Source organism: Arsenophonus apicola, assembly GCF_020268605.1.
Taxonomy (GTDB): domain Bacteria; phylum Pseudomonadota; class Gammaproteobacteria; order Enterobacterales; family Enterobacteriaceae; genus Arsenophonus; species Arsenophonus apicola.
Map to the genome: position 1 here is coordinate 1,236,580 of NZ_CP084222.1, position 11,544 is coordinate 1,248,123.

General features: G+C 45.6%; 18 protein-coding genes. 2 read left to right on the forward strand and 16 right to left on the reverse strand.

The window, feature by feature from the left end:
- Positions 1-51: 51 nt before the first annotated feature.
- The 12 genes from LDL57_RS05645 to LDL57_RS05700 all read right to left on the reverse strand — a co-directional run bounded on the left by LDL57_RS05645 (position 52) and on the right by LDL57_RS05700 (position 6,618).
- Positions 52-666 (reverse strand): phage virion morphogenesis protein, encoded by a 615-nt coding sequence (locus LDL57_RS05645; RefSeq protein ID WP_180559832.1) that lies wholly within the window; start codon positions 664-666, stop codon positions 52-54.
- 14 nt (positions 667-680) lie between these two features.
- Entirely contained in the window at positions 681-1,094 is a 414-nt protein-coding gene (locus tag LDL57_RS05650) for a phage tail protein (RefSeq protein ID WP_180559833.1), read from the reverse strand.
- The gene (locus tag LDL57_RS05655; protein WP_180559834.1) at positions 1,069-2,013 is read right to left on the reverse strand and encodes a DNA-methyltransferase; all 945 of its coding nucleotides are present in this window, start codon (positions 2,011-2,013) and stop codon (positions 1,069-1,071) included. Before LDL57_RS05655 ends, LDL57_RS05650 begins: the two co-directional genes overlap by 26 nt.
- A 9-nt stretch (positions 2,014-2,022) precedes the next feature.
- Complete coding sequence (gene lysC, locus LDL57_RS18285) at positions 2,023-2,289, reverse strand: Rz1-like lysis system protein LysC (RefSeq protein WP_441293614.1); 267 nt, start codon at positions 2,287-2,289, stop codon at positions 2,023-2,025.
- Positions 2,204-2,584 (reverse strand): DUF2570 family protein, encoded by a 381-nt coding sequence (locus tag LDL57_RS05665; protein WP_225507254.1) that lies wholly within the window; start codon positions 2,582-2,584, stop codon positions 2,204-2,206. Before LDL57_RS05665 ends, lysC begins: the two co-directional genes overlap by 86 nt.
- Positions 2,554-2,973 carry a lysozyme gene (locus LDL57_RS05670; protein WP_225507256.1) on the reverse strand — a complete coding sequence of 140 codons (420 nt, stop codon included), beginning with the start codon at positions 2,971-2,973 and terminating at the stop codon, positions 2,554-2,556. The genes LDL57_RS05665 and LDL57_RS05670 overlap by 31 nt, the downstream gene beginning before the upstream one ends.
- Before the next feature lie 61 nt (positions 2,974-3,034).
- The gene (locus tag LDL57_RS05675; RefSeq protein ID WP_180560170.1) at positions 3,035-3,232 is read right to left on the reverse strand and encodes a phage holin family protein; all 198 of its coding nucleotides are present in this window, start codon (positions 3,230-3,232) and stop codon (positions 3,035-3,037) included.
- Between the two features lie 33 nt (positions 3,233-3,265).
- Positions 3,266-3,472 (reverse strand): tail protein X, encoded by a 207-nt coding sequence (locus LDL57_RS05680; RefSeq protein ID WP_180560171.1) that lies wholly within the window; start codon positions 3,470-3,472, stop codon positions 3,266-3,268.
- Positions 3,469-3,939: a head completion/stabilization protein gene (locus LDL57_RS05685; protein ID WP_180560172.1), complete on the reverse strand. Its 471-nt coding sequence runs from the start codon at positions 3,937-3,939 to the stop codon at positions 3,469-3,471. Before LDL57_RS05685 ends, LDL57_RS05680 begins: the two co-directional genes overlap by 4 nt.
- Positions 3,940-4,020: 81 nt before the next feature.
- The gene (gpM, locus tag LDL57_RS05690; RefSeq protein ID WP_225507258.1) at positions 4,021-4,638 is read right to left on the reverse strand and encodes a phage terminase small subunit; all 618 of its coding nucleotides are present in this window, start codon (positions 4,636-4,638) and stop codon (positions 4,021-4,023) included.
- 35 nt (positions 4,639-4,673) lie between these two features.
- On the reverse strand, positions 4,674-5,786 hold the full coding sequence (locus LDL57_RS05695; protein ID WP_180560174.1) for a phage major capsid protein, P2 family: 1,113 nt from the start codon (positions 5,784-5,786) through the stop codon (positions 4,674-4,676).
- A 10-nt stretch (positions 5,787-5,796) separates the two neighbouring features.
- Positions 5,797-6,618, reverse strand: a complete 822-nt coding sequence (locus LDL57_RS05700; RefSeq protein ID WP_225507259.1) for a GPO family capsid scaffolding protein — start codon at positions 6,616-6,618, stop codon at positions 5,797-5,799.
- A 150-nt stretch (positions 6,619-6,768) separates the two neighbouring features.
- Between LDL57_RS05700 and LDL57_RS05705 the strand changes: the two genes are divergently transcribed.
- Positions 6,769-8,505 carry a terminase large subunit domain-containing protein gene (locus LDL57_RS05705; RefSeq protein WP_180560251.1) on the forward strand — a complete coding sequence of 579 codons (1,737 nt, stop codon included), beginning with the start codon at positions 6,769-6,771 and terminating at the stop codon, positions 8,503-8,505.
- A 1-nt stretch (position 8,506) separates the two neighbouring features.
- Complete coding sequence (locus LDL57_RS05710) at positions 8,507-9,532, forward strand: phage portal protein (RefSeq protein ID WP_180560175.1); 1,026 nt, start codon at positions 8,507-8,509, stop codon at positions 9,530-9,532.
- A gap of 56 nt (positions 9,533-9,588) precedes the next feature.
- Here LDL57_RS05710 and LDL57_RS05715 read toward each other — a convergent pair whose 3' ends face one another.
- The 4 genes from LDL57_RS05715 to LDL57_RS05730 form a co-directional block, all read right to left on the reverse strand.
- On the reverse strand, positions 9,589-9,894 hold the full coding sequence (locus LDL57_RS05715; protein WP_180560176.1) for a BrnA antitoxin family protein: 306 nt from the start codon (positions 9,892-9,894) through the stop codon (positions 9,589-9,591).
- Positions 9,875-10,168 carry a BrnT family toxin gene (locus LDL57_RS05720; protein WP_180560177.1) on the reverse strand — a complete coding sequence of 98 codons (294 nt, stop codon included), beginning with the start codon at positions 10,166-10,168 and terminating at the stop codon, positions 9,875-9,877. Before LDL57_RS05720 ends, LDL57_RS05715 begins: the two co-directional genes overlap by 20 nt.
- Positions 10,169-10,243: 75 nt before the next feature.
- Complete coding sequence (locus tag LDL57_RS05725; RefSeq protein ID WP_180560178.1) at positions 10,244-10,402, reverse strand: hypothetical protein; 159 nt, start codon at positions 10,400-10,402, stop codon at positions 10,244-10,246.
- Between the two features lie 622 nt (positions 10,403-11,024).
- Entirely contained in the window at positions 11,025-11,273 is a 249-nt protein-coding gene (locus LDL57_RS05730; RefSeq protein WP_180560179.1) for a hypothetical protein, read from the reverse strand.
- Positions 11,274-11,544: the final 271 nt, after the last annotated feature.

Sequence of the window (11,544 nt, forward strand, 5' to 3'; positions counted from 1 at the left end):
GCATATCAAGGTGTGTTGCTCACGATTGGTCTTGTTTGAATGCTCAGACAATTAACGGGTCAGAAAATCGAGTAGCTGATTTTCAATATAAATCATCTCTTGCGCCGTCAGCCCCAATAACTGGCGGGTAGGATAATGTACCGTTTTGCCGTGATAGCGCTCCGTCAGCCCAAAATGATGAACCCGTGCTATTCGCGCGGCAGAAGGCAAAAAGGCTAAGTTGATGCCTTGGCTGTCGGTTTTTAGGCGTAAGAATCGGGCGGTGGCCAGTTTTTTAAACATACGCTGTTGATGGGTTAATCGCCGAGCAGTGATCCGTGTTTTTTTGCTTTCAAGAAAGGTTTGAATGTCCGCCAGTTGCACGCTGCGCTTCTGGCGGCGTTTGGCGTCAATGCCGGTGATTCTTTGGCCTCGTTGCCGCACATCCGTTAAATGCACCGGTTCGCCATCAATTAACAGTGTCATCTCGCGTCGAAGGGCAATAAAACCCTTTTTTCGCGGGGTAAATGGGCTACCGTCCGGGTTTTGTTGGGCGCGAAGGCGGGCAAACTGGGATTGGCGCAACCGTTGGCCAATCGATCGTGCCAGTTTTTTACGTTCGGCGGTCGTCAGATGCGATAACAGCGCAGTAAGCTCCGCTTCAAAACGGCGTAATGTCTCGTCCATTAATCGACTCCAGGCTACTTATCGAATGGATCCTCGGGTTCAGGGATGGCTTCGACCACCTGTTTACCGCCGTTGGTTTTAACCAGCACCCGCTCGGTGAGGTCTATTTCAATACTGATATGCGCGGTCTGATTATCAATAAAGTCCATTTCAAAACGAAAATCGTGTTGCCGTCGGTCGGGATTAGCGAAGAGTTCAGGTTGATATTGCCGTATCCAGTCGACCAAAACGGCCATCAGAATATCCTGATTTCCACCAAAGCGCTCAATGATGAGGTTAATCGTATAACGATACTCAAAAGAGATTGACGGCGCCATTGTCGCTATCACGTGACCATTTTCGACAAATACCGTCATCAGTTCCGGATTGTGGTTCAAAAACGGCACGTGCTGCGATAGGTGATCACGCAGCTGTTCTGGCTTTTTCATCCTTCATCCTTATCGATTGTGCCTGCCGGATGCGTTTTTCGGCAATGTCAAAATAGGCTTTATTGGCTTCGATGCCGACAAAGTGGCGTCCGGTCTTCACGCATGCCACGCCCGTCGAGCCGCTGCCCATGGTAAAATCGAGCACCGTATCACCCGGATGGCTGAAGGTCTCGATTAAATCGGTTAGTAACGCCACCGGCTTTTGGGTTGGGTGCACACTCGGCACGTCTTTCGGGTAGTAAAAGACATTGGATTTGAATTTTTTACCCTCGGGAAGGTTAAAAGTCCGTTTAAACGGCTGCCACGCTTGTAATTGTTCATAGGATTTCCACGCGGGGAAAGCGCTAAGTGAAAAGCATTCCGTCAGCTGCTGCCAGGCCGCTTTGGTGCAAAGCGAAAATTGCAAATTTTGGTGTTTTAAAAAATGCGCAAATTGCTGACCGTGTTCGGCAATAATCGCTTTCGGTGGTTCGCCGATAAATTCGAGCAATTTTGCGACATAATCCCGCCTCGGGTCACGCTTGTTACTATCAAACTTTTTGTAAAAGACGCCGATGTCTTCAAAAAAATTCACCGGCATCCGGCGACAGGAAAGGGGATGGCCAAAATGATTTTTAACCCAAATCAGCCGATAAGAAAAGGGCAGGTTGGTATGAGGGGTCTGAATTAACTGGCTCGTCAACGGTTCTTTTGAAAAGAGTAAAATCATGCCCTTCGGTCTGACTACCCGATTGAGTTCAGCCCAGATTTTTGTCTGATCCAGACGTTCATCCCAGCGCAGTTTTTCGGCGTACCAACCGGTTTCGCCGTTGCACTTCATAATCCCGTAGGGCGGGTCTGTTAACACCAAATCGACACTATCGGGCGGCAGCGTGGTCAATAATTGATGGCAATCACCATTTAAAAGTTGGGTGGTCATGTTATTTTCCTAAACACTCGGTTTTAATCTATTTTTGCCGATATTCCGTCTGTTTTTCGTTCTCTGCGCTTCAATTCGCTTTATTGCCTTTTTGTCAAGATTACACAGCTCAATCACTGTCAGTAACTGCTCATTGAGTACCAGACTATCACGCCATGTCATCATATCTGTGATGGCTGGCGGTAAGCAATCAGCGAGTAGGTAAGGGGGTATCGGAATGTGAGGCGTCTGAACGTATTCGTTTCGTGTGCTGCTGCAACTCGACAATAGCCCCATGAGGAATAATGCGATTGGCACAATCCTGATGGACGACATGCGTTTTAATTGCTGCTTGTGTTGCCTGAGAGTCAACTGCTTTACGCTGACGGGTCTCACTATTAATTCGTGCAATATCATTGATTACCCTCATTGACTGAAAAGCATTAGTGGTAATGGCTATCTGTTTATCGAGGTCAATGGTGAGGTTTTTATTTAATGCCTTGACTTCGTTTAAGGATGTCAACAACCAAGACGCCCAGACGATTAACCCCACAATAATCACTACGCCAAATGCGTAAGGTCTCCATAACATATTACGCTCTCTATTTCCCGACGGGTCATTAATCCTTTCCACTTTCTGCCATCGACATAAACCCAGCGTTTCATTTCATCACAAGCGCCTTTTCGGTCATTGGAGTTGAGCTTTTTGAGTAATGTCGATTTGGCAAAATTTCCCACACCCACGTTGTAAGCAAATGAATAAAGCGCTGCTTGAGTCAGTGTATTGATATCGACCTTGACCAGCGGGTCAACATAGTGCTTAACCGCCTTTAAATCGTCATCAAGCCACTTGTCACAATCTTCTTTGGAGTACGCTCGGTTACGCTCAATATCGTTACCGGTGTGCCCGTAGCAAACAGAAAGCACACCGCCACCATCGAAATAGGGCTTAAGTCTCATCCCTTCGAAATGGGTTATCATGCTTGATGCTAAAAACAACGCGCTACCGCCTGTTGCCATCACTATTTTTTTGGTATCTTCATCATGGCCTCCCTTTGATGTTGCGCGCTTTTAACCGGTACTCCTTGCGTTTGTAATACCAGTTGACCAGACAGGTGATGACCGTGCAGACAATACCTATTAGGCCAACCCACTGTTCGAGCGTGAAAATGCCAATGACTGTTGTGACAATTCCGCCCATATACGACAAGGGACTGGAATACTTTTCAAACATACGCATCACTCCCCCTTTTTCAGGGTATCCATTTCCTGTTTAGTCCCATAGGACAATCTGCGAACGATTTGAGGTGGCCGCGCTGATTTCCGGTAATTGAATTTCAACGCCCATCGGCAATCTGGCAGCGTGGCTGCAAAGTCCGGGATTAACTTCAAGCACTCGCTCAACGGTGCCAACGCAAGTGCCATAGTAGCGAAAACAAATCTCATCCAGACTCTCGTTTTGTTGACTCAGTACCTTCATATCAGTGCCACCACGTTATGACCCTGCCCTTTAATTCGTGCTATCGCCCAGAGGGCATCACGTCGGTAATCATCAATCGTCGGCGACAGACTGTCAGCTTTTTTGTGGCCGGATGCCTGCGTGTCGATATCTCGAAACCGTTCAGACAAGTTAGCCTTAGCGAGGCCAAATACCGCGCGTTCATACAGCAGGCAAAGCGCACTGTCGTCATTAATATGCATGGCCGGAATATTAGCTAAATAGTTAAATCCTTCGCGTTTTTTCTGGGTTTGCCAGTCCCGCAGTTCGTACGCCACTTCAATCATCGCGTGGGTGAGTGCATCCTTAAGACGCGAAGCGATGATGGTGCCATCGTTCTCACGCATCACTGCGCGGTAATTTTGAGGTGACACGGCAGGCCAGAAGGGATCGTCGGTCACCAGATCACTTTCTTCTTTAGGCGGTTTTTCCGGCGAAATAAAATCCATATCCTCACCTCAATAGGTCGGGCGGTGGACAGTGAACATAACGCGGTCTTTCACTGTGCCGCCCGAGTGCGTGGGCACAACTCATGTTTTCGGTAACGCGGTGTTGAGCGCTTTTTCCAACTTTTTGATCTCGCCTTTGACGCCAACCCCTTGGAAAAGTATTAGCGCGCGTTTTAAGGTGTCGAGCGCGGCGGCGAGCAAGCCATTATCGCGCTGGCAAAAACCCACCCATTTATACAATTCCGCTCTGACCACATCCGGCATGTCTTCCTCATCCGTTAAGGTGACGGTTTGCGCTAAAAGCGACAAACTCAGCGGTACCTTCTGCTGGTAAGCGGTTTTGGCCGCCGCCGCTATTTCTTCTGCAATCGCGCACCCCGTCGTACGGGTATGTCCAGCCGGCATTAAAAGCCCATGCGCTAACGCATATTCGGCGATAGCCAGCGCGCCTTCAATGTCACCGGCGTCAATGCGCCAGAGCATCACCATCATCAGCGTGTCGTCCTGCTGGCCGTCGCCGTTTTCCAATACTCCGCTCACCCAAGGGGCATAACGGGGTAACACCGTTTTTTTATATTCGGCTTTCCGTTCGGTTGACTGGATGCGTTTTAACTGACGTTTGTCCTGCTGAAACATCAACAAAATTTGCTGTGTGGCGTTATCCCATAACGGATGGGCGCCCCGCGGTTTTTCACCCACCAAGCGCAGCTGGTGACATTGCCAGGGGGTGAGCATTAGCCATCGCCCTGATTAGTCTGACTGCTGCCACCTGAATCGGGTGTATTCCCACCTTGCAGTCCTGATTGGGGTTTATCTTCGGGTAAGATGTCAATATTTTCGACCAGTGCCACCCCGCGATAATCTTCCACCACATAGGCTTCATTGACCGACTCATAATTTTCAATCCGGTCACGCTCGGGCGTATCCTTGATTTGGCGCCGACGGGTGTCTTGCTGATAGTAAATCGAGAGATTATCCAGACGGGTAATGAGCAGAGATTTATCTGGGAAGAATGGGGCGCGAATAGCCGGTAATCCACCCAAGCGTTTTTGACTGATAATCACATCGGCGGCCAGCATTTCGCTATTCGCCTGTTCTTTGTTAACAATCGGAAAGTATTTATCGGCAAGCAAGGAACGACCACAAATAATCACCAAATCGGTATCATCCTGATACACTTCATCAATCACCCGTTCAACCGTGTCCATTACCAGCGCATCCAAATTTTTGTAATCGCCTTTTTCGCCAATGCGAATGGTGTTTGAGGCCACTTTGCCTTGACTATCGGTGATGTTAGCCATCACATGGGTCGGGGCATCATTGCGAATTTTTTGCAACCAGCCGATATTCACATCCTGTAATTTGGCATTTTGAGTACGGTCTGAGGTTTTTTCCCGTTTGATACCATTAAAACCAATCATAATGCGGTCAAGGGCCTGACGGCGCACAATCGCATCGCGGATACGACGCTGAAAATCGTTAAATTTGGCCCACATATCGAGCTTGGCATAGCTGATGGCAGTATCGAAATTGGTTTGATAGCAATAGTAGTCAATCGTGTCCAAGGACGTCGGGTCAATCGGTTCTCGACGTTTGCTACTCGTATCGGTGGTGCCGGCCACCGTAGAGCCCATCCCGAGTCCTATCACCTGACCTTGCTGTTCAAGTACCGGTACCAGATTTATTTTTTTCAAAAAACCGGCACTTTGCTGGATTTGACTTTCCAGTACCTGTGCTTTGGACGGTTCAATATTCACTTTCCCGGCAAAATCCTGCGGCGAGACGTGATAGATTTCCCCCAGGCGACTTAAGTACTGATTGAATTTTAATTTGGTTTCTTTTCTCATCGTCTTCTCGTTAACAGTTGGTCAGGGTATCGGTATCCCGTATCCGACCGAGTGAAACAGGGCGCGTCGGTGTTTCTTCTTGCGCCAGGCTGGTCGTCAAAGTCGTCAGTTCAGTTTTCAGTTGCTGGTGCTTTTCTGCACTGGCATTTTTTAGCGCAGTTAACGCAACCCCTAATTCGGCGATTTGTTGTTCACTCTTTGCCTGCTGGTTTGCACAATACTCAATTGCCTGCTGGATATCGCTAAAGATCTGGCCTTGCTCATTGCGCTCATGCCCAAATAAGGCTTTAACTTTTTCAAGCAGGTTGAGTGATGGATTAGAAACGGTGGTCGTTTCGTCGATAAATTCGAGCAAGGTTTCTTCGGCAGCAGTAAACACGCTATGGGGGGATAATTTACGCTCAGCGAGACAATCAGGTTTACCGTGACTGAATGCCAGCATACTGGTGCCCAGACTGGCGGGATTATCCGTCACCGCAAGACCGACGAGATAGGCTTTACCCGTATCGGCGAAAGCCGTATCAATTTCGACTGAGGTGTAAACTTTTTGCCGTTGTTTATTCATGGCAATCAATTCATCGGTGGGCGATAGCACCCCGTAAAGTCCAAGTTTTCCGGCTAATGCCCCTGTTTTGATTTCTTCCGTATAAACGGAAAGCACATCGCCAAAGCAGGGCATCCAGGGCGATTTCAAATGTTCAAGGTTAATTCGTGCCCCAAAAGTGTCCGGGTCGTAGTTTTTTTCAATATCGGTCAGCCACTCTCGCTGGACTTTACGGCCATCGGTGGTGGCACCTTCCACACAGATACGAATCGGTTTGGTTTTTTTCATTACACAGGCTCCCGCCAGGGTAGGGTTTGTTGACATCATGGGCATAGGATTAAAAAGATGAGAGAAGGAAACAAGGCGGTGGGATTGTTTGAACGGTCAAACAAATTTTCACCCAGGCAATCCTTGGGAAATCTTCGTTATGCTAGCCACATGAAAAATGAAAACCCCTTTTTACGACACCGCGCCCGACAACTGGCTTTAGAAGGCTACAGCCCGAGTCAGATTGCCCATATGTTGGGGCAAAATGTCTCCACCGTACATAGCTGGAAACGACGAGACCAGTGGAATGCGCAAAAGGCCACGCAAGCTGTCAAACTGAGCCTGGAGGCGCGACTTTGCCAGCTCATTGGCAAAGAACAGAAAGACGGTAAAGATTTTAAGGAGATTGACCTGCTTTATCGGCAACTGGAGCGCCAGTGTCGAATTGAACAATACCAACAAGGCGGAAGGGAAAGCGGGCGTGATAAAAAAAATAACCGGACTCCACCTGAAAAGAATGCCTTTAGTGATGAGCAGATTGCGTCGCTGTTAAAACATTTTCACCAACATCTTTTTGATTACCAGAAGCACTGGTATCAGGCGGGATTAACCTATCCGATACGCAATATTTTAAAATCACGCCAGATAGGCGCCACCTGGTTTTTTGCTCGCGAGGCGTTGATGGACGCGTTAACCACCGGCCGCAATCAGGTCTTTTTATCCGCCAGTAAATCTCAGGCGCATGTTTTTAAGGATTACATCATCAAGATGGCGCAGGAAGTGGATGTTGCCCTAAAAGGTGACCCTATCGTGTTAGCCAACGGCGCCACGCTTTATTTTCTTGGCACTAATGCGCGCACGGCCCAAAGTTATCACGGCAATCTTTATCTGGATGAATATTTCTGGATCCCGAAATTTCAGGAATTACGTAAAGTGGCGTCGGGCATGGCGATGCAGAAAAAATGGCGGCAGACCTACTTTTCAACCCCGTCAAGCCTGACGCATAGCGCTTACCCGTTCTGGTCTGGCAAACTGTTTAACCGGGGAAGGTCAAAAAAAGACCAGATTGATATCGGCATCAGCCACAAGTTGTTGGCGAACGGTCGCTATTGTGAAGATGGCCATTGGCGACAAATCGTAACATTAGACGATGCCATTAACGGCGGCTGTAACCTGTTCGACCGTGAAGGGTTAAAAAAGCGCTATAGTCCGGATGAATATCAAAACCTGTTGATGTGTGAATTTGTTGACGATATCGACTCGCTGTTTTCGTTTTCACTGATGCAGGCCTGTCAGGTGGATAGCTGGGACGTGTGGGCGGATGTCAGTCCCTTGATGTCACGGCCTTATGGGTCACAAAGCGTCTGGATAGGCTACGACCCCGCCAAAGGCTCCCAGCACGGTGACAGCGCAGGCTGTGTCGTCATTGCACCACCCACCACACCCGGTGGAAAATTTCGCATTCTGGAGTACTTCCAATGGCGGGGACTGGACTTTCGCGCGCAGGCCGCCGCAATTCAACAACTCACCACCCGTTATCAGGTCGACTACATCGGACTGGATGCAACGGGTATCGGCCATGGCGTTTTACAATATGTGCGCGATTTTTTCCCACAGGTCAACGAATTTATCTATAACCCGGCGCTGAAAAATGCGCTAGTGTTAAAAGCCTATGATGTTATCAGCCATCACCGGCTCGAATATGATGCCGGGGCGCAGGATATTACCCGTGCCTTTATGGCGATTAGACGCGCCACGACCGCCAGTGGGAACCGTCCCACCTATGAAGCGGATCGCAGTGAAGATGCCAGCCACGCTGATTTAGCCTGGGCCACCATGCATGCGCTGTACCATGAACCGTTAACCGGCGATGGCCAGCAACACAAACCCATTATCGAGCTATTCTAATATGCGAAAAACGAAAAACCGTACGCTCACCGCCACAAAAAAACCGTCAGTAGACGCCTTTACCTTTGGTGACCCGGTGTCCATGCTTGACCGGCGCGAGATTTTTGATTATTTGGAATGTGCACTTATCGACAATTACTACGAGCCGCCAATAAGTTTTGAGGGTTTATCGCGCATTTTTCGCGCTGCGGCCCATCATAGCAGTGCCATTTATGTCAAACGCAATATTTTAAGCAGTACTTTTGTGCCACATCAATGGTTAAGTCGTCAGGATTTTGACCGTTTTGCGCTGGATTTTCTGATTTTTGGCAATGCCTATCTGGAACGGCGAAAAAATGGCTTAAATAAAACCATTTCGCTAAAATCCATCCCAGCCAAACTCACCCGGCGCGGTGAGGATTTAGCCACTTATTACCTTTTGCATGCAGGTTTTGACAGCGTGCCGTTTACTTTTCAAAGGGGGCAGGTTTTTCATTTGCTTGAGCCGGATATCAATCAGGAAATCTACGGCCTACCCGAATATCTGGCCGCCATGACCGCCATTTTACTCAATGAATCGGCAACCCTCTTTCGCCGTAAGTATTATCTGAACGGCTCTCATGCCGGCTATATCCTGTATATCAATGATACAATTAACTTCCAGGATATTGATAATCTCCGCGAACAGCTAAAAAGCAGTAAAGGCTTGGGAAACTTTCGCAATCTGCTTTTGTATTCACCCAACGGCAAGAAGGATGGCATACAAACCATTCCGTTATCCGAAGCCGCTGCGAAAGATGAATTTTTAAATATCAAAAACGTCAGTAGGGACGATATGTTAGCTGCTCACCGCGTGCCACCACAATTAATGGGTATTATGCCACAGAATGTGGGGGGATTTGGGGACGTACAAAAAGCGGCTAATGTGTTTATCTGCAACGAATTACATCCGTTGCAACATAAAATGCAGCAGCTTAATGAGTGGCTCGGCGAAGAAGTGATTCAGTTTACCCCTTACGCCTTGAATCGGATAAAAAATAAAATCTAATCCTTGCAGAGGGTGTTTAACTGCGCCTCAGAAAGCCCCGTTGATTGGTCTGTCTTTCAACGCTTATTATTTAAGTCTTTGAGCATTGCCGCTCTTAAAATTGCGTTTAAACGCGTCTGATAGCCTTTCCCTGATCCTCTGAGCCACGCCAAAACATCGGCATCAATGCGGACAGAAGCATGCTGTTTAATAGGACGATAAAAATTACCCCGATGGGCATTTTGCCATGTCACTTCATCCATTGGTGGGATGTCACTAAAATTTATTTCACTTTCCGGCATACCAGCCAGTACTTTCAACTCTGCTTTGCGTTTATCAGTTAATGTTGGTAAGGCATTTTGTTTAATAGTAACTTTTTTCATAATGTTTTCTCTCTGCGCGCGTCGCTCTTCGGGCGCTGATTATTCGAATAATTTCTACTGAATTTTCAAAATTTATCGTGTGTGCGACAAAAACAATAATACAACCTCCAACTTGCCCAATGGTTTGCCAACGCAATTCTCCATTTTCGAAACGATCCTGATGAGATAAATGCATAGGATCATTGAAAACCTGTGCAGCTTCTTCAAATCGAATCCCATGTTTTTTTAAATTTGATGCTGATTTTTCAGGATCCCATTCAAATTGTAGTGACATTGAGCACCTGTAATGACAAAAATGTATATATATTACTGTATATACAATATTGAATTATGTCAATCGGATAGGAAGTTAAATCAAAAAAACATGAAAAATCGCAGTGGTAGCCCCGCCGCGCCTGCCCGCAAAACATGTCGTTTTTTGTGCAGTTGGACAACGCCACTTAGCGTAGGCCAGTACTGCCCTTTTCGGTGATTTCAGGTGGGCAAAAACTTGTGCAAATTTGTGCATTTTTGTGCAAATCCATGCACTTATTTTTTAATAAAAACAAAGATCACTAAAACAAGAAGAAAAAGCCTTTTTGATATTTAACATTTTAACAAAATAATAACTTATTTTGCGCTAAAAAAAGGGGGTATGCGTCGGAAAACGGTTACAACAGTTAGAATGCGCAAAAAAAGGACTTAACTCCATAATTAAAATACGATTTTTTTGTAACCTTCAAACGGTTACAGTGGGGTTACAAAACAGAATAAAAAAGTTACATTGTTATAAATCAATAAGTTAAGTTTTTAGTTTTAAACGTTTTGTAACCGTTACATGTAACCCTACTGTAACCATTTTGTAACCGTTTAAAGTTTTTAAAATATATTATATTATCAATTAATTATAATAGTTTTTTATTTTTGTAACCATTGTAACCGTTTTCCGACACATACCCCAAAATTTTGAAAATAGATAATAACGATTAAATGATGAACAGTTATGTTAAATAAATATTAACGTTTATGTATGATGAATATCTTGCTATTTTGGCTGTGAGTTAATCGCTCGTGGTGATGTCTGGAAAATATCGCTAAACGATATAGCTTAAGTCGCTTAGCGAATTTAAATAGGTCTTGGTAATGGGTAACTAAGGAAGGAATTTTTTAAGTTTATTCTCTAAAGATTTTACTTTATTATATTCTGTTGTAATCAAGTTGAACTTATCTTCAATATTCATTTTGAATGATAACCCTAGACTTATTATTGATAAGATAAAAATTATCATAATAATAAGTATTAATCCTGATAATAAGTTCCTGCGTTTTATATTATTTTTTATTTCCTCAATATCTTTTTGAATATCATTCAATGACATTTCTTGTTTCTTTTCGGTCATAAATTTACCTTATCGATAGTTAAAATCTGTGACATCCTGCCAAGAAGAATGGGTTCTTATATTACTTGACAGGAAGTTAAATGTAACCATTTATGATAGCTGACCAGTCAAAAATTGATATCAATAGTTATATAATCGCTAATATCAAGCCCTGATTTAGGGAGAGTGAAGGGTGAATATGAATAATCTGCTGAAAAACCTTTAAGATTAGCAAGGTAAATCTAAACAAAAGTCAGATTATAAACAGGAGACAGAGCAAATGGATTTATAT

Bases quoted from the DNA above. Each gene is read 5' to 3' on its own strand.
- LDL57_RS05645 (WP_180559832.1), bottom strand. From the start codon at position 666: ATGGACGAGACATTACGCCGTTTTGAAGCGGAGCTTACTGCGCTGTTA.
- LDL57_RS05650 (WP_180559833.1), bottom strand. From the start codon at position 1,094: ATGAAAAAGCCAGAACAGCTGCGTGATCACCTATCGCAGCACGTGCCG.
- LDL57_RS05655 (WP_180559834.1), bottom strand. From the start codon at position 2,013: ATGACCACCCAACTTTTAAATGGTGATTGCCATCAATTATTGACCACG.
- lysC (WP_441293614.1), bottom strand. From the start codon at position 2,289: ATGGGGCTATTGTCGAGTTGCAGCAGCACACGAAACGAATACGTTCAG.
- LDL57_RS05665 (WP_225507254.1), bottom strand. From the start codon at position 2,584: ATGTTATGGAGACCTTACGCATTTGGCGTAGTGATTATTGTGGGGTTA.
- LDL57_RS05670 (WP_225507256.1), bottom strand. From the start codon at position 2,973: ATGATAACCCATTTCGAAGGGATGAGACTTAAGCCCTATTTCGATGGT.
- LDL57_RS05675 (WP_180560170.1), bottom strand. From the start codon at position 3,232: ATGCGTATGTTTGAAAAGTATTCCAGTCCCTTGTCGTATATGGGCGGA.
- LDL57_RS05680 (WP_180560171.1), bottom strand. From the start codon at position 3,472: ATGAAGGTACTGAGTCAACAAAACGAGAGTCTGGATGAGATTTGTTTT.
- LDL57_RS05685 (WP_180560172.1), bottom strand. From the start codon at position 3,939: ATGGATTTTATTTCGCCGGAAAAACCGCCTAAAGAAGAAAGTGATCTG.
- LDL57_RS05695 (WP_180560174.1), bottom strand. From the start codon at position 5,786: ATGAGAAAAGAAACCAAATTAAAATTCAATCAGTACTTAAGTCGCCTG.
- LDL57_RS05700 (WP_225507259.1), bottom strand. From the start codon at position 6,618: ATGAAAAAAACCAAACCGATTCGTATCTGTGTGGAAGGTGCCACCACC.
- LDL57_RS05705 (WP_180560251.1), top strand. From the start codon at position 6,769: ATGAAAAATGAAAACCCCTTTTTACGACACCGCGCCCGACAACTGGCT.
- LDL57_RS05710 (WP_180560175.1), top strand. From the start codon at position 8,507: ATGCGAAAAACGAAAAACCGTACGCTCACCGCCACAAAAAAACCGTCA.
- LDL57_RS05715 (WP_180560176.1), bottom strand. From the start codon at position 9,894: ATGAAAAAAGTTACTATTAAACAAAATGCCTTACCAACATTAACTGAT.
- LDL57_RS05720 (WP_180560177.1), bottom strand. From the start codon at position 10,168: ATGTCACTACAATTTGAATGGGATCCTGAAAAATCAGCATCAAATTTA.
- LDL57_RS05725 (WP_180560178.1), bottom strand. From the start codon at position 10,402: ATGCACAAATTTGCACAAGTTTTTGCCCACCTGAAATCACCGAAAAGG.
- LDL57_RS05730 (WP_180560179.1), bottom strand. From the start codon at position 11,273: ATGACCGAAAAGAAACAAGAAATGTCATTGAATGATATTCAAAAAGAT.